Origin of the sequence: Undibacterium sp. Di24W (genome assembly GCF_049340325.1) — a bacterium.
Classification (GTDB): Bacteria; Pseudomonadota; Gammaproteobacteria; order Burkholderiales; family Burkholderiaceae_D; genus Undibacterium.
In genome coordinates, this window is the sequence record NZ_JBMPOP010000004.1 from 28982 (window position 1) to 52187 (window position 23206).

20 protein-coding genes are annotated in these 23206 nt (G+C 44.9%); 16 read left to right on the forward strand and 4 right to left on the reverse strand.

Annotated features, from left to right (window positions below):
• The first annotated feature begins 33 nt into the window (after positions 1–33).
• From odhB to ACO0KZ_RS09340, 5 genes are all read left to right on the forward strand, one after another.
• Entirely contained in the window at positions 34–1284 is a 1251-nt protein-coding gene (odhB, locus tag ACO0KZ_RS09320; RefSeq protein ID WP_422994896.1) for a 2-oxoglutarate dehydrogenase complex dihydrolipoyllysine-residue succinyltransferase, read from the forward strand.
• A 27-nt stretch (positions 1285–1311) separates the two neighbouring features.
• Positions 1312–1650: a PspC domain-containing protein gene (locus tag ACO0KZ_RS09325; RefSeq protein WP_422994897.1), complete on the forward strand. Its 339-nt coding sequence runs from the start codon at positions 1312–1314 to the stop codon at positions 1648–1650.
• A gap of 112 nt (positions 1651–1762) precedes the next feature.
• Positions 1763–3190 carry a dihydrolipoyl dehydrogenase gene (lpdA, locus tag ACO0KZ_RS09330; protein ID WP_422994898.1) on the forward strand — a complete coding sequence of 476 codons (1428 nt, stop codon included), beginning with the start codon at positions 1763–1765 and terminating at the stop codon, positions 3188–3190.
• A gap of 138 nt (positions 3191–3328) precedes the next feature.
• Entirely contained in the window at positions 3329–4441 is a 1113-nt protein-coding gene (gene zapE / locus ACO0KZ_RS09335; RefSeq protein WP_422994899.1) for a cell division protein ZapE, read from the forward strand.
• 64 nt (positions 4442–4505) lie between these two features.
• Positions 4506–4880 carry a hypothetical protein gene (locus ACO0KZ_RS09340; protein WP_422994900.1) on the forward strand — a complete coding sequence of 125 codons (375 nt, stop codon included), beginning with the start codon at positions 4506–4508 and terminating at the stop codon, positions 4878–4880.
• 73 nt (positions 4881–4953) lie between these two features.
• On the opposite strand, the gene ACO0KZ_RS09345 is transcribed toward ACO0KZ_RS09340, so the two are convergent.
• Positions 4954–6120, reverse strand: a complete 1167-nt coding sequence (locus tag ACO0KZ_RS09345) for a methionine aminotransferase (protein ID WP_422994901.1) — start codon at positions 6118–6120, stop codon at positions 4954–4956.
• Positions 6121–6428: 308 nt separating this feature from the next.
• Between ACO0KZ_RS09345 and ACO0KZ_RS09350 the strand changes: the two genes are divergently transcribed.
• Positions 6429–11651, forward strand: a complete 5223-nt coding sequence (locus tag ACO0KZ_RS09350) for a hypothetical protein (RefSeq protein ID WP_422994902.1) — start codon at positions 6429–6431, stop codon at positions 11649–11651.
• Between the two features lie 98 nt (positions 11652–11749).
• Here the strand turns inward: ACO0KZ_RS09350 and ACO0KZ_RS09355 are convergent, their stop codons facing one another.
• A complete protein-coding gene (locus ACO0KZ_RS09355; protein ID WP_422994903.1) occupies positions 11750–12994 on the reverse strand; it encodes a nitronate monooxygenase in 1245 nt (414 codons plus the stop codon).
• Positions 12995–13625: 631 nt separating this feature from the next.
• Between ACO0KZ_RS09355 and ACO0KZ_RS09360 the strand changes: the two genes are divergently transcribed.
• The 5 genes from ACO0KZ_RS09360 (at position 13626) to ACO0KZ_RS09380 (ending at position 17319) form a co-directional block, all read left to right on the forward strand.
• The gene (locus ACO0KZ_RS09360) at positions 13626–14105 is read left to right on the forward strand and encodes an FKBP-type peptidyl-prolyl cis-trans isomerase (protein WP_422994904.1); all 480 of its coding nucleotides are present in this window, start codon (positions 13626–13628) and stop codon (positions 14103–14105) included.
• 167 nt (positions 14106–14272) lie between these two features.
• Positions 14273–14551, forward strand: coding sequence for a DnaJ domain-containing protein (locus tag ACO0KZ_RS09365; protein ID WP_422994905.1), 279 nt, complete (start codon positions 14273–14275; stop codon positions 14549–14551).
• Complete coding sequence (locus tag ACO0KZ_RS09370) at positions 14548–15150, forward strand: hypothetical protein (protein WP_422994906.1); 603 nt, start codon at positions 14548–14550, stop codon at positions 15148–15150. The genes ACO0KZ_RS09365 and ACO0KZ_RS09370 overlap by 4 nt, the downstream gene beginning before the upstream one ends.
• A 105-nt stretch (positions 15151–15255) precedes the next feature.
• Complete coding sequence (locus tag ACO0KZ_RS09375) at positions 15256–16035, forward strand: hypothetical protein (protein WP_422994907.1); 780 nt, start codon at positions 15256–15258, stop codon at positions 16033–16035.
• Positions 16036–16059: 24 nt separating this feature from the next.
• A complete protein-coding gene (locus ACO0KZ_RS09380) occupies positions 16060–17319 on the forward strand; it encodes a hypothetical protein (protein ID WP_422994908.1) in 1260 nt (419 codons plus the stop codon).
• A 168-nt stretch (positions 17320–17487) separates the two neighbouring features.
• Here ACO0KZ_RS09380 and ACO0KZ_RS09385 read toward each other — a convergent pair whose 3' ends face one another.
• Together ACO0KZ_RS09385 and ACO0KZ_RS09390 are read right to left on the reverse strand one after the other, a co-directional pair.
• Positions 17488–18237: an SAM-dependent methyltransferase gene (locus ACO0KZ_RS09385; RefSeq protein ID WP_422994909.1), complete on the reverse strand. Its 750-nt coding sequence runs from the start codon at positions 18235–18237 to the stop codon at positions 17488–17490.
• A 59-nt stretch (positions 18238–18296) separates the two neighbouring features.
• The gene (locus ACO0KZ_RS09390; RefSeq protein WP_422994910.1) at positions 18297–18908 is read right to left on the reverse strand and encodes a Maf family nucleotide pyrophosphatase; all 612 of its coding nucleotides are present in this window, start codon (positions 18906–18908) and stop codon (positions 18297–18299) included.
• 146 nt (positions 18909–19054) lie between these two features.
• Between ACO0KZ_RS09390 and ACO0KZ_RS09395 the strand changes: the two genes are divergently transcribed.
• The 5 genes from ACO0KZ_RS09395 to fabD all read left to right on the forward strand — a co-directional run bounded on the left by ACO0KZ_RS09395 (position 19055) and on the right by fabD (position 23193).
• Positions 19055–19588: a YceD family protein gene (locus ACO0KZ_RS09395; protein ID WP_422994911.1), complete on the forward strand. Its 534-nt coding sequence runs from the start codon at positions 19055–19057 to the stop codon at positions 19586–19588.
• 149 nt (positions 19589–19737) lie between these two features.
• A complete protein-coding gene (gene rpmF / locus ACO0KZ_RS09400) occupies positions 19738–19920 on the forward strand; it encodes a 50S ribosomal protein L32 (RefSeq protein WP_162018712.1) in 183 nt (60 codons plus the stop codon).
• A gap of 208 nt (positions 19921–20128) precedes the next feature.
• On the forward strand, positions 20129–21196 hold the full coding sequence (gene plsX / locus ACO0KZ_RS09405) for a phosphate acyltransferase PlsX (protein ID WP_422994912.1): 1068 nt from the start codon (positions 20129–20131) through the stop codon (positions 21194–21196).
• Between the two features lie 15 nt (positions 21197–21211).
• Complete coding sequence (locus tag ACO0KZ_RS09410; RefSeq protein ID WP_422994913.1) at positions 21212–22198, forward strand: beta-ketoacyl-ACP synthase III; 987 nt, start codon at positions 21212–21214, stop codon at positions 22196–22198.
• Between the two features lie 50 nt (positions 22199–22248).
• Positions 22249–23193 (forward strand): ACP S-malonyltransferase, encoded by a 945-nt coding sequence (gene fabD / locus ACO0KZ_RS09415; protein WP_422994914.1) that lies wholly within the window; start codon positions 22249–22251, stop codon positions 23191–23193.
• Positions 23194–23206: the final 13 nt, after the last annotated feature.

The following is a 23206-nucleotide window of genomic DNA, read 5'->3' on the forward strand; positions in this document are numbered from 1 at the left end:
GCACCAAATAGACATCCTACACGGAGAAAAAACATGGCAATTATCGAAGTAAAAGTTCCTCAGTTATCTGAATCGGTTGCAGAAGCAACTTTATTGACTTGGCATAAAAAAGTGGGTGAAGCTGTCACGCGTGATGAGAATCTGGTGGATGTAGAAACTGACAAAGTGGTGTTGGAATTGCCAGCACCAGCAGCTGGCGTTATCACGCAAATCATTAGCGGTGATGGCAGTACCGTTGTTGCAGGTCAAGTGATCGCAATGTTGGATACAGAAGCATCTGCTGGTGCAGTCGCAAGTGCTCCAGCAGCGACCGCAGCATTAGCAGCGCCAGTGGCTGCTGCGGCCGCAACAAATAGTTCAGCAGCTGGTATCGCAATGCCAGCAGCGGCTAAGATTTTGGCAGAAAATAATTTGTCCGCTGGCGCGATTGACGGCACAGGCAAAGATGGTCGTGTGACTAAAGGTGATGCATTAGCTGCAGTTGCCAATAAAGCGGCACCAGCGGTAGCACCGTTAGCTGCTCCAGTAGTAACGAAGCCAGCGCTGCAACAAGTTTCCGCTCCTGCAGTAGCAAACCTCGGTGATCGTCCTGAGGAACGTGTTCCTATGAGCCGTTTGCGTGCACGTATTGCTGAGCGTTTAGTGCAATCGCAATCAACCAATGCTATTTTGACGACATTCAATGAAGTTAACATGGCGCCGGTGATGGACTTGCGCAATAAGTACAAAGACAAGTTCGAAAAAGAACATGGTGTGAAATTAGGTTTCATGTCTTTCTTCGTCAAAGCTGCTGTGGCTGCATTGAAGAAGTATCCGATTATCAACGCATCCGTAGACGGCAACGACATCGTGTACCACGGTTATTTCGATATCGGTATCGCTGTCGGTTCTCCACGCGGTTTGGTAGTGCCAATCTTGCGCAATGCTGATCAAATGTCTATCGCTGAAATCGAAAAGAAAATTGGCGAGTTCGGTGCAAAAGCCAAAGATGGTAAGTTGACTTTGGATGATTTGACTGGCGGTACTTTCTCGATTTCTAACGGCGGTACTTTCGGTTCTATGTTGTCGACACCGATCATCAATCCACCACAATCTGCGATCTTGGGCGTGCATGCGACTAAAGACCGCGCGGTGGTTGAAAATGGTCAAATCGTGATTCGTCCTATGAACTATCTGGCGATGTCTTATGATCACCGTATCATCGACGGTCGTGAAGCGGTTCTTGGTTTGGTCGCAATGAAAGAAGCATTGGAAGATCCAGCTCGTTTATTGTTGGATCTGTAATTTCACCAATAACTATCACAGCACAACATGAATATTGCTGACGAAATTAAACGTCTGCACGAATTGCATCAGTCAGGCGCACTGACTGATGCAGAATTCGCTCAGGCAAAAGAGAAATTGCTGGCTTCACTCAATGCAAATGGCTCGCAAACTAATGCAAATGGTGAGAATCCTTTCGCGCATTTAAATCAGTTGCGTCGCTCCAAAACCGATCAATGGCTAGGCGGTGTTTGCGGTGGCTTGGGTAAATTCACTGGCTTGGAGGCCTGGATTTGGCGTTTGGCGTTCTTTTTGTTTGTGGCGTGTTTTGGTTTTGGTGTCATCGCTTATTTGTTGGCTTGGATTTTTATTCCAGAAGAAGCATAGAGTTACACCTATTTTTGAGTGCAAATAATTCTCGTTTAAGTGAACAACTGCGTGAATCCCTGTGCTCATTTTCTATTCGTTTTTATTACAGTGAACCTTGCAAGGTAAGACTATGAGTAAACAATTTGATGTCGTCGTTATCGGCGGCGGTCCTGGTGGCTACATCGCCGCAATTCGCGCGGCACAATTGGGTTTTTCTACCGCATGTATCGATGCGTGGACGAATGAAAAAGGTGGCCCAGCGCTGGGTGGTACATGTACAAATGTTGGTTGCATTCCGTCTAAGGCTTTGTTGCAGTCTTCAGAACATTATGAGCACGCTGGTCACGCATTTGCGGATCACGGTATCAATGTCAGCGGTCTGGAATTAGACGTCTCTAAGATGTTGAAACGTAAAGATACGATCGTTAAACAGAATAATGACGGTATCGTTTATCTCTTCAAAAAAAATAAGGTCACTTTCTTCCACGGTCACGGCTCTTTTGTAAAAGCGGCAGACGGCGGCTACGAAGTTAAAGTCGCTGGTAAGGAAGAAGAAACCATTATAGGCAAGCATATTGTTTTAGCAACTGGTTCGAATGCGCGCGCATTGCCAGGCGCAGCTTTTGACGAAGATTTAGTTCTGTCAAACGACGGCGCATTGAAAGTGGGTGTAGTACCTAAGAAACTCGGCGTGATTGGGGCTGGTGTGATTGGCTTGGAAATGGGTAGCGTGTGGCGTCGTTGTGGTGCTGAAGTTACCGTATTGGAAGCACTGCCAACTTTCCTCGGCGCTGTCGATGAACAAATCGCTAAAGAAGCGCACAAGTTATTCGTGAAACAAGGTCTGTCTATCAACCTCGGCGTGAAGATCGGTGAAATCGTCAAAGGTGTCAGTGATGTCACAGTCAATTACACGGACGACAAAGGTGCTGAGCACAAAGCTGTTTTCGATAAACTGATTATCTCTATCGGACGTACCCCAAACACGAATGGCTTGAACTCTGAAGCAGTCGGTTTAGCTTTAGATGAACGTGGTTTTATCGCAGTCGACGGTGATTGCAAAACGAATCTGCCTAACGTGTGGGCGGTCGGTGACGTTGTGCGTGGCCCTATGCTGGCTCATAAAGCCGAAGAAGAAGGCGTTGCCGTGGCTGAACGTATCGCTGGTCAACATGGTCATGTTAACTTCAACACGATTCCTTGGGTTATCTACACCTCACCAGAGATCGCCTGGGTTGGTCGCACAGAGCAACAGTTGAAAGCCGATGGCGTAGCATACAAAGCGGGCACTTTCCCGTTTATGGCAAATGGCCGTGCGCGTGCTTTGGGTGATACTTCCGGTATGGTGAAATTCTTAGCCGATGCAACGACCGATGAAATCTTGGGCGTACATATCGTTGGTCCTATGGCTTCTGAGTTGATTTCTGAAGCGGTCGTAGCGATGGAATTCCGTGCCTCTTCCGAAGATATCGCGCGCATCTGCCACGCACATCCTTCTTTGTCTGAAGCAACGAAAGAAGCGGCTTTAGCCGTGGATAAGCGCTCTCTGAATTTCTGATCATCGATAATTCATAGCTGCATGCAAGAAGCGGAATAGATACACGAATATCTATTCCGCTTTTAAGTTTGTAGACCCGCTCAATAGATCAATTGAACAATAGATTTTCCAACTTCGACTCATCACGATAACCCAAACATGAATGTTCACGAGTTTTACCAAGAAGCCATTAATCAGCGCGGTTTTCAAGCCGATGCAGCGCAAAAACTTGCGGTAGATCGTTTGCAGATGGCCTATGACGACTGGGTTGAGTACAAGTCTAAACGCTCAAATCGTCTAGTCCGCTTGATCACTCGTCCAGATGTACCTCGCGGGGTCTATATGTGGGGTGGGGTAGGACGTGGGAAGTCATTCCTGATGGATAGTTTTTATTCTGTGGTGCCGGTGGTTCGTAAAACTCGCTTGCATTTCCATGAATTTATGCGTGCAGTACATCGTGAGCTTGATGAATTGAAAGGTGTAGCAGATCCTTTAAATGAAGTCGCTGCCCGTATTGCAAAAAAATATCGCCTGATTTGTTTTGACGAATTTCATGTGTCGGATGTGGCCGATGCTATGTTGTTGTACAACTTGATGAAAGCCTTGTTTGATAATGGGGTGTCATTCGTAATGACATCAAACTATCAACCAGATACTTTGTATCCAGACGGCTTGCACAGAGACAGAATGCTACCAACCATCGCCTTACTTAAAGAACGTTTGGATGTTTTAAATGTGGATTCTGGTAACGATTATCGCAAGCGGGCATTAGAGCAAGTTGAGGTTTATTTGACCCCTTTGAATGCGCAGACAGATCAAGGTTTGCGTGCCGCATTTGCGAAAGTTGCTGAAACCAAGGATGAAGATCCACATGTCGATATTGAAGGGCGACGTTTGAAATCTTTACGCCGCGCAGGCACTACGATTTGGTTTGATTTTGCCACCTTGTGCGGAGGACCGCGCTCACAAAACGACTATTTAGAAATCGCCAGTCGTTTTCATACCGTTATTTTATCGTCGATTCCACAAATGTCTGCGGGTATGTCGTCTGAGGCGCGCCGCTTCACGTGGCTCATTGACGTGTTTTACGATAATAAAGTAAAACTGATTATGTCCGCCGAAGTGGCTCCAGAATTACTGTATACACAAGGAACGCTGTCTAACGAGTTTCATCGAACCGTCTCACGTATTATAGAAATGCAATCCCAAGAATACATGAGTGCCGATCAACGAGAAATCCATGCGATGTTAGGTACGCCAGCACATGTTTAATAAAAAAAACTCTAAATTGCTTACTTTGCTATTCTGTATTCTGGAATTTGTTGGCAACTTTTCAATGCCAGCTTTAGCACAGAATTCTACTGCCAAAGTCGAACATACTTTATTAGAAAAAATGACCGCAGAATTGAATCGCGAGTTTATCGCAGGGTCAATTAGCGCAAGCGAAGTCGCAGAAACAGCATTAGGTAAAGTGGACCAAGTCCAGTCTGCCTTGCAAAATTTCATCCATGACAAAGAACTACAGTGTCAAAGTAACTTTTTTGTTACCGCTTGTTTTGACGATTTGCGTCAAACTCGTCGTCAGGTTCAAGATGTAGTACGACGGGTTAGTTCTGAAGCGAAATCCTTTCTTCGTAAAGCGCGAGCAGCCAAGTTTGAGTCTAAATCTGAAACGAGTAATACAAAATTAGAGATTCTTGAGGAAAAATAAATATTTAAATTATTTTTTTAAATAATATTTTACTTTCAACGAGCTGCGAATTAATCTGCGGTTTACAAAGAATTTATAACTTGTTCAGACGCTCTAAAGCCGCATCTAAAGTTTCCTTTTTCTTCGCAAAACAGAAGCGTACTAGTTTATTTTGTGTTTGATTTTGGTAAAAAGCCGAGACGGGAATTGCCGCCACGCCAATTTCTTCGGTGAGCCAACTGGCAAATGCCAACTCAGATTTGTCCGAAATAGCTGAGTAATCTACGCATTGAAAATAGGTGCCCGTTACTGGTAGCAAGCGGAAATTTGAAGCCGCCAGAGCCGACCGGAAGTAATCACGTTTTTCTTGATAAAAGGTTGCCAGTTGCAAATGTGCATCCGAGTTCTGCATATAGCTGGCAAGTCCAAATTGCATCGCCGAATTCACGGTAAATACATTAAATTGATGCACCTTACGAAATTCTGTACTGAGTGCCTGTGGCGCCAACACATATGCGACTTTCCAGCCTGTTACATGATACGTTTTACCGAAACTAGAGATAATAAAACTTCTCGCTGCCAACTCAGGGTGACTCGCTAGAGATAAATGGGCTTTCCCATCAAACACCATGTGTTCATAGACTTCATCAGATAAAATTAAAATTTTGCTATCTCGTGTCATGTGCGCGAGTGCATCGAGATCACTTGTTTGTAAAGTCGTTCCTGTAGGATTGTGCGGTGAGTTAATAATGATGAGACGTGTCTTGTCGTTAATTTTACTTTTTAGCGCATCCCAATCAATTCTAAACTCGTCATTCTCAAGTCGCATACCTACCAAAACAGGTATGCCTCCCGCTAGTTGTATTGTTGGTACATAACTATCATAAGCAGGCTCGATCACGATGACTTCATCGCCTGCATGTACACAAGCTAAGATGCTCGTCATGATGGCTTGCGTCGCGCCAGCCGTTACGGTGATTTCGGTATCAACGCTATAGACGGCGTTATACAAAGATCTGACTTTGTCGGCAATCGCTTGTCGTAAGGGGATCGCACCAGGCATCAAGGGATATTGATTGTGTTCAGTCAACATGGCCTCATGTACATGTTCAATTAAGTTTGGGTCACAAGCAAAATCGGGAAAACCTTGTCCAAGATTAATCGCCTGATGTTGCTGAGCTAACGCCGACATCGTTGCGAAGATTGTTGTTTTTACTTCTGGTAGTTTGGAAGCTATCTGTAATGGCAAGCTAGTATTCATTGGCGGCGAAAGTCTAAATATGAAAGGCAAACAATAAGGAATAGGTGAGTGCGCTGATTGTACTAATAATTGTTTGTTTTGCGCTTGTTCGGTTTAGACATTCTCTCCATAAGCTCATGTATAGCGGCAATCCCATATCAGATTAGGAAATCAAATCCGAAAGTGGGGAAATACGGTGCTTTTCCCATTCTTCTCTAGGCTTCGTTTATTTTCCACTAGCTGATAATTCAAGCTATACAAATCCCCTGACTGGTTTGATGAAGATGTTTTCAACAGGCAGCAGGGCAGATCAAATGACGAGGTGTGCGATGAATGACAAGCAAATGATACTCAATCGGTTATCCATGGGTGCAATGGCACTCGATGATCAAATGAATGCGCAAGCTGACTTGCCATCAGAAGATCATTTGACGCCGCATGCTCGTATCGATATCAAAGGTATACGCGCCGCGATCGCTAGAGTAGAGGCTGAGGCTAAGGCAACAGTTGCTTCGGAAAACCGGCTGCAAGCCGATTTGAAAGCAACGATGTTGGCGGAGCAAGCTCTGCAATCCGAGACTGCCGCTATCGAAGTCGCAGAAGAAAATGTGTATCTACAACAAAAAGAATCTGACGGCAATCGCGCTCGTCTGGCTGCAGAGTTGGATTTGAAACTCTCCAGTGAAGAGAGAGTTGTCAGTGATGCTCAAGAAACACGTGCTATGCAAGAACGTATATTGATAGAGCAACAAGCGAAGTTTCAGGCGGATCTGCGGACAAAAAATCAACAAGACGCAAAAAAACTGGCGCTTGAACAAATTAAAATTGATACACAACTCAATTTCAAAGCCAAAATTGATGCCGAAAATTTAGCCACCGAATCAGAAAATGCCAAGCAATGGGCGGCAGAACGTGCTGCCGCATCCTACGCAGCTAAACAAGAAGCGATTGAGCGCGCGCGGGTTGATGCCCGCATAGCTGAGCAAGCACGTGACCGCGAACGTCAAGATCGTGAGGCGCGTTTGAATGCCGAACGCTTAGCAAAAATTCGCAACGAATCTCAGCAAATTAATCGTGAACGCGATCAGGCAGAAGCCATAGCCTTAGAAGTGTCTTTAAATCGTACTCCGCTAGAAATCCGCGCCCGTGAAGAAGCGCGTGGACGTGCCATGCTAGAGCGTGAATATGAAGCCATTGCACAAGCACGTGTTGAGTCCGAAAAGCGTGCAGCTGACGCGATTCAGTTACGTTTGCAAGCCGAGCAAGAATTATTGGCTGCTGCAAATCGCCGTGAACAAGCCGAAAAAATCGCTGCCGAGGCCGCCTTAGCTCGCAGCGAAGCTGAAGAAAAAATTCGCATGGCAACTGAATCTCGCATTCAAGCAGAAAAAGAATTGCAAACTAAGGCTCTGGTGCGTGTTGAAAGTGAACAGTACGCCGATGCCAATGCTCGCGTCCGTTTAGATGCAGAAGAGAAGGCCAATGAAGAAGCGAAGCGCCGTCGTCAGGCGGAGTTAGAAGCGACTGAAATGGCAAGACAACGCCGAGAAGAAGAACAACGCGCTGAAAAGTACGCAAGTGAAAAAGCGACATTAGAGCGCGAAGCGGTGCAATTGGCCAAAGAAAAAGCCGATGCTGAGCAAAAAGCATTGGCTGCGATCGCTGCACAAACCGAGTATCTGAAGCGCGCCAATATGGCGGCGAATTCGAAAGCACTCAGTATTATCGAGTTAGCCAAGGCGGAAAAAATGCGCGCCGAGGCGGAGCAACGTGCCGCAAAGGCGATTCAAGCGAAAGTGGAAGCTGAGAAAAAAGTGATCGCTGAAGCAGAGACCATCGCCAAGACTGAAGAAAAACAGGCCGAAGTCTTAAGCATGCAACATCAAGCGCAACAGGCGATCCGGATTGCACAAGAAACCAAAGTTGTTGCAGAAAAAATCACACTAGAAAATACGGTTGAAAACGTAAAGCTGGGTCAACAACTGGCGATGTTGGCGATCCAGAAAAATCAGGATTCACAAGCTTTGTTAGAAATTCAGCAAAGTCGGGTGGAAGCAGAAAGCAAAGCTTTGGAACTTATACAAGAGAAATTGATTTCCGAGCAACGTAGAGCGGAATCTGCTGAAAAGTTATTGCAGGCTGCTGAAGAAAAACTGGCCAGTGAAAAAGACGCGGAGCTCGCAGCTGCAGCTCGTTTGCAAGCGGAAGAAGAAGCCATCGCTCTAGCTGCGAAGAAAGAGGTCGTCGAGCGCCAACAGCAACAAGCGCTGGCAGCCTTATCTGAAGCTGAAAAACAAGCTTTAGAACAAGCACAAGTGCAATCAGAATTGCAGTGTAAGGCAGCTGCTTTAGCATTATTGAAGGCACGCCAAGTGGTGGAAATGACCAAGGCAGAGCAGTTACGCTTAGAAGCGGAACGTAATGCGGCTATCGCTAACCAAGAAAAATTGGAAGCCGAACGTGAGGCAGCAGAGCAGGTGTTAGCGCGCGCCAAAGCCGATCGTGAGCATGCGCAGATGTTGTTCGCGCGCCAGGAAAAAGAAAAAGAAGCGAAATTGGTTCGTCAGGAATTAATGGCTGCTGAACAATTGCGCCTGCAAAAAATGACCGAACATGCTGAGTCACAACGACAAACAGCCAATGTCGCGAAGTCAAAAGCAACTGAAGCGATCGAGCTGACAAAGTTAATGCGTGAACGGGAACAAGAAGAGCGTCGCAAACTGGCATTGATTGAAGAGAAAAAACGACTTGAGCAGCAATTGATCGCGGAACTCGCAGCGAAAACTGCAGAAGAGGAAAATCATGTTCGTTTGCATCAGGAGCGATTGAATTCTGAACAAAAAATCCGTCAGGCTATCGAAGAAAAGACACAAGCCGAAGAGAGACTGATCGCGCAAAATCTAGAAAAAACCAAGTTAGAGCAACAGATCAAAGAAGCGACCGAGTTGCGTGCTAAACGTGCCTGCGAATTAGCTAACATCGAAAAAGTTAAGTTGCAGGCGCAACAAACTGCTTTGCAAAGTTTGGAAGAAATCACGGCGTTAGAACTGCAGAAAAAGGAAGCTGCATTGCAAGATGAAGCATTGCAAAAGCAAAGAGCCGAGCTGGAACGTATCGCTGAGGCAGAAGCACAATCTCGTTTAGCATTAGAGAAACAAAATACAATTTTGGCCGAAGAACGTGCAAAAGCCGAGACGCTGGCGAAACAGTTGGAACAAGACAAACTGCAACAAGAACAAGAATTGCATGCCAAAGTACATGCATACGCAGCTTTGCAGGATCAAGCACGTCAGGTATTGATTCAAAAGAAAAAACGTATCGCCGAATTGGAGCAGACAGCACAACAACGCTTTGCTGCAGATCAAGCACTTTTGACTACGACTAATGAGAAATTAGCAGTAGAACAGTCCACACTGCTCACTTTGCAATCACAGGCCGTCAGCGAACAAGCTGCTTTAAAGAATGCTGCTATCAATAGTGAACTCGCTCAATTCGCTGAACAACAAGCCCATTTTGCTTTAGCCAAAGAAGCCGCATTGCATGAAGCGTTGGCAGCCAATGCCGATGCGCAAAATGTATTTGCGGGCTTGATGCAGCAGCGTGTTGATGAAGAATTAAAATTACACCATCTGCATCAAGAACGTATCGCGAAAGAGCAGGCAAGCTTGGCTGCATTGGAGTTCTCGCAAATTGCTGAGAAAAATGCCTTAGATGAAGCTGCACGTTTGCAAGCTATTGAAGAAGAGAAAATGCGTCTGGCATCGCAGCGTCAGCAGCAGGATGAAAAAGCACGCTTAGACTTGGAAAAGTTGAATGCTGAGGAAATGCATTATCTCGCTTTGGCAGAGAAAGAGGCTGCAGCACGTTTGCAAGCAAGTAATGCGTTGGAAGCCAAAAACCAGTCTTTGCAATTGTCGATCACACTGGCCGAACAAACCACAGATATTGAGTCTCAGCTGAATGCAGAGATCCAGCAAAAAATCGAAGATGAACAACGTGCCATTGCCGCCTTAAATGAACGTTTGCGCTTCGAAAGTATGTTGGCTGAAGCTGAAAGTCAGCGCGCAGAACAGGAAGCTTTGGCTTCACAATTGATTCAGGAAAAATTTGCTCAAGAAAATGCCTTGCTGATAACGTCACGCGACCATGCGGAAGCGCAAAAAACAGCTTTATGTCTGATTGAAGCTCGCGTGGCGCAAGCGGAAGAATTGAAACAATTCGAAATGCAACGCGTTGCATTGGAGCGCCAAGAATTACAAATCCTCGCACAAAAAAGCATGGCGGAACAATGTTTGGCCGAGGAAAGCGCTAAGCGTATTGAGGCCGAACAAGCCTATTTGCAAGAATGTGAACGTCGTGTGTTAGCTGAACAAGAAGCCAGAATCGCCTTGCAAAATCGTTTTGCTGCCGAGAATGAAGCTCGAGTTTTAGCAGCGCAGCAAGAACACCTCGAAATGGAGTTAATTGCGACGGCAGAAATTCAAGGCAATGATTTACTGCGCTTGCAACAAGCACAGACAACTCGTCTTGAATTAGAGACCGCTGTAGCCGCTAAGGCGCAAGAGCAGTTGGCTTTAGAAGAAGAGATGATTAACTTACATAATGCGACTTTACGTGATATCGAGTTGAAGTTAGAAGCAGAAACTTTAGTCATAGAAGAAGCCAGAATTCGTGCCGATTTAGAGCATCAAGCGCTTGTTCAGGCTCAGGTACGTCTGGAAGCTGAACGTGTCGCAGCAAACGATGAAAAAGCAAGATTTGAAACAGAATTGACATTGACGTTGGCTGCGACAGCGAAGTCTGAGCAAGAACACTTGCATGTGACTGAAATCGAAAAAAATCGCGAGCAGCAAGCAACATTGACACAACTCGAAGTAGAGAATGCCGAGGCGGAGAAACAGATTGCTCGCTTATTAGCAGATCAAATCATCGAGGCACAATCATTGCGCCACAAACATCTGGAGCGCTTGCAACGTGAACAGGAAGCGCAACAGTTGATGTTGGAAAGAGTGCAGCAAGAAGAGGCGACACTAGCAATGGTAAAAAACAAGCAAGCAGAGGAACAAGCTTTGATGGCACAAACATTAGCCTTGCAAGCGGAATTGAATAACGAAGTCAATTTGCAAAAAGAAAATACCATCGCTTTGCAAAATAAAATTGATTCGGAAAAGCGCGCAGCAGAGACATTAACCAAACAATTGCTGGATCGTTTTACTTTGGAACAAGGACATCATCAACAATGGTGTGATCGGGCGAAAGAGGTATTGCAGGCATCACCAATTCCTGTCGAAATTGTTGACTTCACACCAAAATCTGCACCAGTACGTAACAGTCGTTTGCGTTCCCCAGTTTTGTTTAGTGTATTGATGAGCGTTGGTATGGTGGGGGCGGTAGGTTGGGGGATGTTGCAGGCTCAGGCAAGTAATGTTGCTGTTACCGAAGAGCCACAAAAAAATAAACCTGTCAAAGTTGCGCAAGTAAGCCCAGCGACTACCAGTTCAAATAACGAAGCTTTGCGTTTGAGTTACCAACTAAATGACGCAGTGAAGTAGTGTCACTCTAATTCTCAGTTGGGAAGTATATGCAATAAAAAAGCGCTGACTAGTTCAGCGCTTTTTTGTTGCTACCAATATCGTTGCCTTACCAGCGCTTATAGAGGAAGGGCTACTTCGTTGTTGACGCTAAACTGATAATCACGGAATACATGTTCAGCTGATAGCAGCGCATAGCTGCCGTCAGCCAATTTATGGGTGGTATCTTTCAAACGATACGTTGTTTGGCCACAGGTCCAACACTTGAAATTACGCATATGCGTGCACAAACAAGTCTTATCCATGACTTTGAAATCCTTGTTGTTTGGATTTGCTTCCACTTCGCGGTTATAGGCTTCGATATACGAACAATTGCCGTTACCATCGAGCAGATAGCCATAGGCTTCACAGCCAGGGCGGATGTTAGAGCCAATCGCAGGCGTGTTGTTCAACATGCGCATAGGATAACCAGTCGGAGAAATCGTATTGACGATGATTTGCTCTTCTTGCGCTTTGAAGTATTCCTGTTTAACGTCATCCGGCAAGCCACATTCTTTGGTGACAGTAAAGCGAGTTGCGACTTGCACCCCGCCAGCACCCGCTTCTAAGTATGAAACTGCATCACTACCAGTAAAAATACCGCCGGCTGCGATCACCGGGATATCCAGATTTTCGTCTTTCAAATATTGAATGACTTCTGCAACTATCGTGTGCAAATCATATTTAGCCCAATCTAAACCAAAGCCAAGATGACCACCTGCTAATGGGCCTTCAACAATGATGTAATCAGGCAAGCGATTTAATTTGGCATTTTTGCGCAAAAATAATTGCAAAGCGCGCACAGAAGACACGATGATGCCAAGTTTTGCATCACGGAAACGAGGATGGTCTTCCATTAAACCAAATGAGCCCAAATGCAGACCCGCACTTAAGGTGATGCCGTCAATCCCAGCATCTAAGGCAGATGCGAGGCGCACGCGCAAAGTGTCGCGTGGGCCATTCATGGTCAGTTTTTCCATGCAGTTGACGAAAATCATACCTTCGCCTTGCTTGGCTTCCATGGTTCTACCAATGTGAAGGCGGGTTGCCTCTGCCAACAAGTCAAGATCAAATTTGATATCGGTCTTGTCGGAATTGTTGATGTTGTATTTGTAGAGTTTGGTTTTATCTTTGATGAAACTGGTATCAAAGCGACGATCGGAGACATCATGTACCAATGCGTCAGAAATGTGTCCGACGCCACCTAAACGTGCTGCTACTAAGGCTAATTCTGCGGTTGAAATATCCACGCCCATGCCACCAATCATAATTGGCACAAGTTCATGTTTGCCTAGACGCAGGCGAAAATCATCTACACGTTTCATTGTTTTCCTTGGACTACATTGCTATTTTAAATTTTTCAAGTCTTGGTGCTCTTCGAGAGGGCGTGAATGCTATGCTATAGATACATTTGGTTGGCTTGCATTCGAATTATTGGTCGTTATCAGCTTGTCTCGAAAATTATATGTATCTTTGATGTTTGTTTGGCTTTTCAAATTGTCTGTCGACATTTATATACCTAAGATATGTCTGCAATATGATTAAAATTAAATAGGGAATGAATTTAGAATTCCTTTTCTAATTATGTCTAAACTAGCTAAACCTCTGCACCAAAAAATTCTACAGGCGCAATTCTACCCCAGGTGGTCTTTTTTTTGACCTTGAAGATGGAAAAACCCAGAATTACTAAGGTTTTCTCGATATTCTTTAAGTAAGATCAGGCTTCCTCTTGATTTTTGAGGCATATTTGCTGCTTGCACAGTAGTTGCTTCCTAGGTGTTCGCTAGTTAGTTGCCCCTTAACTGCGGATTAGTTGTATAAGTTTTGATAAATCCCCGGTATAGATGCTCTGTTACAATGCTAACTTTAAAGGAAACAATTCATTTTTCCTTGTCGATGTTCTTTTGATTGCGCCTGAGCTTCGGTCAACTTTCAGTTAATTATCAAATCTATTCTATGCAAATCTCTAAAAATTCAGTGGTTACCTTAAATTACACAATGTTCGATGATCAAGGTACGGTCATTGATAAAAATCACCAACCTATCGTGTATTTACATGGCGGTTACGACAATATCTTGCCTGCCGTTGAGGCTGCATTGGATGGTCAAACCGTCGGGAAAGTTATTTCCGTGTCGATGGAGCCGGAGGATGCATTTGGTGAATTTGACCCGAGTCTGGTGCATGAAGAAGATGTGGGTCTGTTTCCGCCAGATCTCGAAGTAGGTATGATGTTTGAAACCCGAGATCCAGAAACGGATGAGTCTGCGCAATTTCGTGTAACCGCCATTGATGCTGGCATGGTGACTGTAGACGGGAATCATCCTTTAGCAGGTATGTCAGTTCGTTTTGATGCGGAAATTTTGGAAGTGCGCGCAGCAACTGAAGAAGAGATTGCGCATGGTCATGTGCATGGCGAACACGGTCATCATCATTAATCATTTTTAATTGGTAGCGCTTAACGTTTAGCAATAAGACTTTGTCGCATTGTTTGAATTTTTAACGCTACCAAATTCTGTATTTCACATTGGCGCAAGTGTTTCATTGCTTAGTTTTTGGGATGCAACGCGCCACTCGAATGACTTTCATTGTGGGTAGATAAGACATGAAAGACTATTATTTTATTCTCGGCGTGGCGAGTAATGCTTCGCTTGCGGATATTAAAAAAGCGTATCGAATTAAAGCGGCGGAGTTCCATCCTGATCGCAATAGTTCAGAGCTGGCACCAGTAAAATTCCACGCGGTAAAAGAAGCTTACGACATCTTGTCGGATGAAGCCGCACGTTCCGCTTATGATGAGAATCGCCGGCGTAATTTATTGGAATCGCCTCTCGATACGGCAAGCGAAATTTGGAAGAATTATTTATCAGGAGTACTGCAGTGAGATTTTCACGCTATTTTCAAGAATTAATGTTGGCGTATAAAGCGGAATTGGACGACTTGCGCTCGGATTCTGAAGGAAAAGATGTGATGCGTCATCGGCTAAAGGAAAAGCGCGAGCAATTGGCTTTTTTATTGCCAATGATGGGGTCGAATCCAGAGATGCTGGCGCCAGCATTTCATAATGCTTTTTTGTTTATGAATCCTCTGAGTTTTGAGTCACTATCATCAAAAGAAGCAACTAAATTACCCAGTTGGAAGAGCTTGGCAGCCGCAGTCAAATTAGAGCCATGGGCAGAGAAAATGGCTCAATTGGTGTTGGCAGAGCCTGAGGGTGATGCCTTCATGGTGACCGCCGCTTGTCTTGAGTATTTAAGTCGAAGTCATCACACCAGAGCGCAGGCAACGTCGACTACTCAGGATGACGATGACGATGAAGATAGCAGAGAGCAAGGTGAAGACGCCGAATTGCAAGAAAACGGTGACCTCGATGGCAATTATGGGCGTCACGGTCGCGATGATGGTGATGATGGCGATGATGTTGATTTGGAAGAAGCCGGTGCAGATTGGTTGGCAGAGCAGGGGTTTGACCGTAAAGATTGAGGAATTTAGCGCAATTTCTTTCTAATTGGTACCGACCTGAATAGCGGCAACCGATTTTTGAATAAACAACGACAGTACATCGACAGAAAATACGTCTAAGGAAAAATGATGAATTATCCAGCCTTGATAGAAGCGCAAAGTTTAGTACAAGTTGGCGATATCGCCGGTGCAGAGCATGCTTTGGCAACTTTAGCCGAAACACAGGGTGATCAGGCATTGGTCGCCGCACTTGATGAATTTCCAGCGAAAGATTTATTGGCCATCATTCGTGAATATGATTCTTCAAAAGAATCTCTGGTTAATTTGCTGGTAACGCCAGAGCAGTTTGCGCAGGCCGTGGTGCTCGAAAAGCGCTATAAGGATCTGACTCATGAGCAGTTGCGCGGCATGATTAATTCAGTGATTTTCCGTGAAGGTGCTGATGCCGCAGAGTTTTTGTATGAAATCGCCGAAGTGGAAGGTGGCTACGATTCGCTTGCAGATTATCTGCAAGAGCGCACGCAAATGGTCGAACATTTTTATCGTTACGCCACATTCGATTTGTACGAATACGGTGATGAAAGTAAGACACAAGCGATTGATGACGACCTGCTGAGTTTGACCCGGGATACCGAGACACGTGCCTCGGCAATCGAAAGAGCAAATGTAGAAGATCACGATTGGATGGAAGTAACCTATATCTTGCGTTACGAACTGCCCGAAATTTTCCGTGAAGTATTAATGAAGCTGCGTGCTCGTTATCAAGTGTATCTGCGTAATCTGCAAAATGATGAGTTTGCCGAGGGGGTTGTTGCAGATACGACTGAGGAAGATGAGGATGATGTTGGTGCACCGAAGAAAAATACAGATGACGGTGATGATGACGATGAAGAGTCCGCTTTGTAATCTTGCGTGAAGAAGAATTTAGTTATGTCTGAAAATCAGCAAGCGCTAGCGATTTATGATGATAGGCCGTTTTTTGAAACGGCTTTGCGCCATGGCATGCGTAAGGCCATCATTACGCAAGCAAAGTTGGCGATGATAGAGGCCGAAGCACCGAAAGGTTTGGTACAAATAGCGGAAGCCTTTGGTAGTAAATACTTGCGTCCTGAAATTGAGACGGCTTGTAAACGTATCGTTAATTTAGCTAGCTTGTATTTATTAGAAACGTCGCAAGGCGATTTGAATATTGCGGCAAAACTGATACGTGACAACACGTTTTTAACTTTGTCTCGCGGCGGCTCTGGCTTGTTGAAATCCTTGTTTGCCTTGCCTGAATATGCTTTATTGGGACGTGAACAAAAAGCACGTATTGAAGATTTTCTTGATGTTTGGTCTTTAAAAGATAAACCGCAGGAATATCGCAATTTGCTTGCACATCGTCAGCAAAATGCCTTGGAAATTGAGGCTGGTTTTTGGTTTGGACGTGCGATGGACATTACGCAAACTGAATTGCAAGAAGAGGATGCTGAGGCCTTGGCAGTGATTCGTACGGCTATTTTAAAGCGACTCATCGGTGATGCAGAAGCGCCGATAGAAAATCAAATTGAGTTTGCACAAATTATTGAGGCGCTACGCAAAGAGGGAAAATCCAAAACGAAGAAACCTAAGATCTTCGAAGTACAGCAAGCGCAAGAGCAAGTCTTTGCAGAGCCGATTCCCGAAAAATTTGTCGAATTGAGTCGTCAGGTTCTGGATGAGATATTGACGCGCGATATTCCAATGATCTTGGAACCCAAGAATTCTCTAGATCGCTTGGTATTCGAATTAAAGGAGCGTTACTTTATCTGTGCCCATGAACTGGAAGATACCTCGGATTATGATGCCTTGGTTTCAAAAGAATGGGCGAAGCTCACGAAAGGGAAAACTGATATTGACTCCCTATTAACTTTGTTTTTATGCATAGCGGTAGACGTTCCGGCTAAAACCAGTTTGCCTGAAAAGACTGCGAAAAGCATCGTCAAGAAGATTCGTGAACATGGTTTGGATGCGCAGAAAGCGATAGCGTGGATTAAGTCGACTGCGCCGCACGAGAAGCAAGAAGGCCTGTTGCAGGATTGGGCTGACTTTACCGAAGAAGCACCGACTTATCTGCTTGACGATTGGGATACGAATTACAGTGGCGCCATGCGTTTTTTGAGTGAAAATTGCCATATCGAAAAGGCTGTAAAGAGGTCGGGCATTAAGTAAACCTTGGGAGATTTTGCCGCGCAGAATTAGTAAATCAGAAAGCCGCTCTCATCAGCGGCTTTTTTATCGTGCGCTCATCATTTAATTGTTATTTGCCTCAACTATTCTTTTGTTTTTTGGGGTTGTGCATCGCCTTCTTTTTTGTGTCCGCTGAGATTGAGTGGGAAATTAGGATAAAAATAGAAACACAGTAGGTTTCTTGTGGAACTCTGGTGCCGCGTTCGCTTGCAAAATTTTTTTCCACTCGCCTCCCGTTTTTGTTTGTATTGACTCGCTTGGCAAGCTTAAATCAGTCGCGATACAAATCAAAGTTTGCGCCTGACAATTTGTTGCAAGGGCTTCGAGCATGGCAGCATTACGGTAAGGCGTTTCTATCAACATTTGCGTTTGTTTTTCTTTGCGTGAACGATCTTCTAATTCTTTGATGCGTTTGGCGCGTTGTGCAGCATCAGTTGGCAGATAGCCGTGAAAAGCAAAACTTTGACCATTTAAGCCACTGCCCATTAATGCCAATAGTAAAGAAGAGGGACCGACCAAAGGGCGCACTGTGATTTTGTGTTGATGCGCCAGTCGTACTAGGTTGGCACCGGGATCCGCTACAGCAGGCACGCCTGCTTCGGAAATGAGACCAACGTCATGTCCTGCTATTAGTGGGCTGAGTAAGCTTTGTAGCGCAGCTTCTGGCGTGTTGACGTTTAATTCGGCAATCTGCATTTCCTGTATTGTTTTTGCCAACGGATGATATTGAGCTAGAGTCTTTAAGTAGGCGCGTGTCGTTTTGGCGTTTTCAGCGATGAAATAATTCAATTGTGCGCTCATCGCTTGCACTGTTTCTGGAATGATATGAGCTAGCACGTTTCCTTGTGATGCATCGATCTGACCGAGGGTATTGGGAATTAAGTAAAGTGTGCCTGACATAATAAGCCTTAGTTTTATTCTTTAATGAGGTCGTGTTGGTTGAGTGTTTGTTTTGAGAATTATCTGAAGAAAGAGACGCCGAGATTGCGTAACATGCTGGTCAATGTGATCAATGGTAATCCAGTTAATGCGGTAGGATCGTCACTGTGTATCGCATCTAAAATAATAATCCCTAAGCCCTCATTTTTCGCACTGCCAGCGCAATCGTAAGGTTGTTCTATGCGCAAATAGGCATCTAACTCGGCGTCACCCAAATCACGAAACCGCACAAGTGTCTGACAATTCTGAATTTGCAAGATATTCGAGGTATCTTCTGCATGTTTGTGTAGTACGCATAGTGCGGTGTGAAAAATAACCTCGCGACCACGCATCATTTGTAATTGCTTTAATGCGCGCTCATGATCGCCAGGCTTACCGATTTGTAATCCGTCTAAGGTCGCAACTTGGTCAGAGCCTATGATAATTGCTTCGGGATGCAACTTTGCAATGGCTTCCGCCTTTTTTTGTGCAAGTCGCAAGGCAGTTTGTTCCGGTGCTTCGTGGCTCAATGGACTCTCGTCAAGATCGGGAGCGATCGCTAGAAATGGCAGCCGCAATCGTTGAAGCAAGTCTTTACGATATGCTGAACTGGAGGCGAGTATAATTTGCTGCAATGATGAGGTTTGTGACATTGTTAGTATCTTTTTTGTATGAATTCTGCAGTTCTTGCTGAATTTATGGCTTTTTTTCTACCTACATGCGCTCTAAATGCGCTAAGGCTTTGACTAATAAGGTGTAATCCTGTTATTATCGCAGGTTTTCTGGGTCTAGAAATCCTATGCAAGCATTTGTCATCGACGCTTTTACGTTTTGTCAGCATCGCGAACGACGTGAAGGTAGTGCAAAAATTGCCGATTTTCTGCGTTTATCCGTGGAGTGCGCAAATGGTGATGGTGTATTGAACTGGTCTTTGCAAGGCGGTGTAAATCAATTGGGTTTTCCTCAATTGACGCTGTCTGTTAATGGACAGCTTCAATTAATGTGCCAGCGTTGCTTAACGTCTTACGATTTCGCAGTAGATTCACAAGCAGAATTAATTCTCGCCAAAGACGATGATCATGCCGACGAAATTGAAAGCATGCTCGAAGATGACGAGGTTGATGTAGTAGTAGGCAGCAAAGCGTTCAATATCATGGATTTGATCGAGGATGAAGCGTTGCTGGCAATACCCCAATCGCCCAAACATGCAGTATGCCCTGATGTAGTTGGTTCATTCAATCAATCAGAGGCAGCGAACGATGTAAATGCGGTAGATACAGCGAGCACAAGTACTAAAGTGTCTCCATTCGCTGTGCTGAAGAAGTTGCAATGAAAAGTAAGTGGGCGTACCTAGTGGCATTATTCTGAAAAAAACACTCAGGTCGAAGTATTGTTAGGGATTCTTGAGCGGCAAAAAAGATTTGATTGTCGATTCAAGTGTGTTAAATTTTAGAAACATTTTTTGAAGTATTAGGAGTTATCATGGCCGTTCAGCAAAACAAAAAATCACCATCCAAACGTGGTATGCACCGTTCACACGATTTCTTGACTGCACCGCAGTTGGGTATCGAGCCAACAACAGGTGAAACACATCTGCGTCACCACATCAGCCCAAATGGCTTTTACCGTGGTCGTAAAGTATTGAAAACTAAGAACGACGAGTAATTTGTTCTTAGCGATAAAGCGGCGTTGCGAGTCTCGTACTTGACGCCGCTTTTTTTTATTCTAAAAAATGTTCAAAACCAGCATTTGTTTTTGTCCATTTTCATCTTTCATTTTTCTCTTCGGGCTTAAATCGCGCTTAAATCGGATGAATGTTTGTCTCATTCTTGATAAGATTAGTCTCTTGAGGTGAAAAAATAGTAACAAATACATGACAATAAAAATTTCAATTGATTGTATGGGTGGAGATTTCGGCCCATCAGTCACTGTAGCGGCAGCAGTTTCATTTGCGAATCGCGAGCCTGATGTTGAATTTGTTTTGGTGGGACAGGAAACTGTCTTGCAAGCAGAATTAAAAAAATTAGGCGCGCTAAGCCATCCACGATTATCGATTGTGCATGCGAGTGAAATGGTAGAGATGGACGATCCCATCGAAATCGCATTGCGCAGAAAAAAAGATTCTTCCATGCGTGTCGCCCTGAATCAAGTAAAAGAAGGGCAGGCGCAAGCTTGCGTTTCTGCAGGCAACACCGGTGCTTTGATGGCGGTGTCACGTTATGTACTTAAGACCATGCCTGGCGTAGATCGTCCTGCGATTTGCAGCATATTGCCGAATCAGAAAAAACTCCCAACTTACATGCTCGATCTCGGTGCGAATGTCGATTGCGAGCCTGTGCATCTGCATCAGTTTGCGATTATGGGCTCAGCGCTTGTTGCTGCACTTGAGAATAAGCCGCGCCCGACAGTTGGTTTGCTCAATGTTGGTGAAGAAGATATTAAAGGTAACGACGTTGTGAAACGTACGGCTCAATTATTACGTGCAGATCATGAGCGTGGCCTGTTGAATTTTTACGGTAATGTGGAAGGCAATGATATTTTCAAGGGTACGACTGATATCGTCGTATGTGATGGATTTGTGGGTAACGTCACCTTGAAAGCGGTCGAGGGATTGGGGCGTTTTGTCAAAACCACGATGACGGATGCGTTTAAGAGCAATCCCCTCAATATGCTGGGCGCTCTGATCGCCAGAGGTGCTTTAAAGCATATTTCTAAAACCATGAATCCGTCAAATTATAATGGCGGTAGTTTATTGGGCTTGCGTGGCGTTGTCATTAAAAGTCATGGCGGTGCTGATAAATATAGTTACGAGTGGGCGATACAACGTGCATTCGATGCAGTAAAAAATGATGTGCTCGCGCGCATTACGACATCCTTGGCGGAATTAATGCCAGTGCCCGTAGAGGCAAGTACAGATAGTTCCGGTTTGACTGAACAATAATACAGATAAAGACGCATGACTTTCTATAGCAAAATTATAGGCACAGGAAGCTACCTGCCACCGAGAAAAGTAACAAATCACGAATTAGCAGAACAATTAGCTGCAAAGGGAATTGAAACTTCCGATGAGTGGATCGTATCGCGCAGTGGAATTTCTGCTCGTCATTACGCCGAGCCTAATGTCACGTCTAGTGATATGGCTGTTGAGGCTGCAAAGCGCGCGCTTGAAGCGGCTGATTTGCAAGCGAATGATATCGATTTAATTATTTTGGCGACTTCTACACCAGATTTTTTTGGTGGATTCCCCAGTACGGCTTGCGTCGTACAAAACAAATTGGGTATCACTAACGGCGCTGCTGCAGTTGATGTGCAGGCCGTATGTAGCGGGTTTATTTATGCGATGGCGATGGCTGATAGCATGATTAAATCCGGTTCGCATAGAAAAGCACTGATTATTGGCGCAGAAGTGTTTTCGCGCATTCTCAATTTTGAAGATCGTACGACTTGTGTGTTGTTCGGCGATGGTGCTGGCGCTATCGTTATGGAGCAGTCAGTCGAGCCTGGTGTTTTGGCGACAAAATTGCATGCGGATGGCAGTCACGGACATATTCTATGTGTACCAGGAAACGTTAATGCTGGCGTGATCGCAGGTAGCGCATTTTTGTATATGGATGGTCAGGCTGTCTTTAAATTGGCTGTTAATGTATTGGAGAAAGTTGCTAACGAAACCTTGGAAATTGCGGGTATGGATGCGAGTCAAATTGACTGGTTAATCCCGCATCAAGCCAATATTCGCATCATGCAAAGTACTGCAAAAAAATTGAAGTTGCCTTTGGATAAAGTGGTCGTGACTGTGGATCAGCATGGTAATACTTCCGCAGCTTCTATTCCGCTAGCTTTAGATGCAGCAGTGCGTGACGGTCGTGTTAAGAAAGGCCAGATTGTGATGTTGGAAGGTGTTGGTGGCGGCTTTACTTGGGGTGCTGCTTTAGTCAAGATGTAATGCTGAAGGCATTGTTGTTCTCATTTAAAAACACGTAGAGTAAAAATATTATGACGCAATTTGCATTTGTATTTCCTGGTCAAGGTTCGCAAGCGATTGGTATGTTAAATGGCTTTGCTGGTAACCCAGTTGTTCAAGACACGATCGCAGAAGCTTCTGATGCTTTGCAGATGGATTTGGTGAAATTGATTTCTGAAGGTCCTAAGGAAGATTTGGATTTAACGACGAACACGCAGCCAGTAATGTTGACGGCAGCCGTTGCCACTTATCGTGCGTGGATCGCAGCTGGTGGTAAAACACCATCCATAGTTGCTGGTCACAGCTTAGGTGAATATTCGGCTTTGGTTGCTGCAGGTGTGATCGCATTTAAAGATGCTGTGCCTTTGGTGCGTTTTCGTGCGCAGGCTATGCAAAGTGCGGTGCCAGTCGGTCAAGGCGGTATGGCAGCAATTTTAGGTTTGAGTGATGCGGACGTGATTGCTGCATGTCTTGAAGCTGCTGCGGCAACTTCTGAGGTGGTTGAGGCGGTCAATTTCAATGCTCCTGCGCAAGTGGTGATTGCTGGTAGTAAAGCTGCTGTAGAGCGCGCATGTGAACTGGCTAAGGCAAAAGGGGCAAAACGTGCTTTGCCATTGCCGGTTTCAGCCCCTTTCCATTCTTCTTTATTAAAACCCGCTTCTGATCAATTGCGTGAGTATTTGGCGAACGTGTCATTTTCCGCGCCGGCGATTGCATTAATTAATAACGTTGATGTAGCGATTGTCACTGATCCTGCTTTGATTAAAGACGCGCTTGTGCGTCAGGCTGCAAGTCCAGTGCGTTGGGTTGAAACTGTTAATTCGATTGCGGTATCTGGCATCAAGCAATTGATTGAATGTGGTCCGGGTAAGGTGTTGGCAGGTCTGACTAAGCGTATCAATGGCGACTTAGTGGGCGATGCAATTTACGATCAGGAAACGCTGGAGAAAGTATTGGCGTCCATAGCTGCGAACTAGATTTTAGTTAAGT